Annotated in this window: 1 protein-coding gene; it reads left to right on the forward strand. The window is 43.9% G+C overall.

From position 1 onward, the window contains the following. Positions 1-820 (forward strand): glycosyltransferase (locus PX484_RS17235; RefSeq protein WP_288104902.1); only part of this gene is annotated, 820 nt, incomplete at its 5' end. Positions 821-1,171 lie beyond the last annotated feature (351 nt).

The following is a 1,171-nucleotide window of genomic DNA, read 5'->3' on the forward strand; positions in this document are numbered from 1 at the left end:
TCGTTACCGTCAACTGCCCTATATTCTCCGTCCCCTAGGCACCCTCGATCCGGCAGATTTGCAAAAAAAACGGCAACTTAAACAAATATATGCCAATTTTCTGGAAAAACCCAATTTAGCGGCGGCGGCGGCAGTTCATTTCACCAGTCAGCAGGAGTGTCAAACTGCCGAAAGATTTAATATAAAAACTAAGGATATTGTCATCCCCCTAGGGGTAGATTTTTTTGACCCACAAGCTTTACCAGTAAAGGGTTTTGCTCTTCCCGAAAATAAACCGATCATTCTCTATATGTCCCGTCTTGATCCGAAAAAAGGTCTAGATTTATTGCTGCCCAGTTTAGAAAGGTTGTTAGAAAAAGGCCTAGATTTTCATTTTGTCTTAGCAGGAGGTAATCCCCAGGACCGGGAGTACGAAAATCGGATTAAAAATCAGATCGAGCGGTCAATCTTGGCTAAAAATACAACAATTACTGGATTTGTCACCGGAGAAGTAAAAAATAGCCTCCTCGCTAGGGCCGATTTATTTGTTTTACCTTCCTACTATGAAAATTTTGGCATCGCGGTTGCCGAAGCTATGGCTGCCGGAATTCCTGTGGTCATCTCGGATCGGGTGGATCTGCATCCTGCGGTGGCAGCAGCGGCCGCGGGATGGGTGACAGCTTGTCAGCTTGAGGATTTAACTAATACTTTGGAAGCGGCTATCACTAATCCTAAAATTCGCCAACAACGAGGGAAAAATGCCAGGGATTTAGTCTTAAATCAATATAGTTGGTCAGCGATCGCTGAACAGATGCTAACTGTCTATCAAAATTTAGTCTGAGCTATCGATCGTCCCCTGCTCGATCGAAGTCACAGACGGATTAAGATTTAAGCCATCAGGATAATCAGCACTAAAAATGCCAGTAGGGTTAAACCTGATTGCAGAAAGACGGGGAGTGCAAAAGAATTCATAACAGTGGCTCACTTTCTAGGGACGGCTCTATTCCCAATATACGCTTTCATCTCCGCTAATTCCTCAGATTTCTGTCCGCAATGTCATCATCTCATCATTTAAGTAGGTAGGCGTTAAAAATTATCAGACACCACCCTTATCAAGGGGGGACTATAGGGTAGGGTTGATTCATGAATCAACCCTACTATGAATCAACCCTAGTACTAAGGGGGGATCGAA

The sequence above is a fragment of the Microcystis sp. M49636_WE2 genome (assembly GCF_030065375.1).
Taxonomy (GTDB): domain Bacteria; phylum Cyanobacteriota; class Cyanobacteriia; order Cyanobacteriales; family Microcystaceae; genus Microcystis; species Microcystis aeruginosa_C.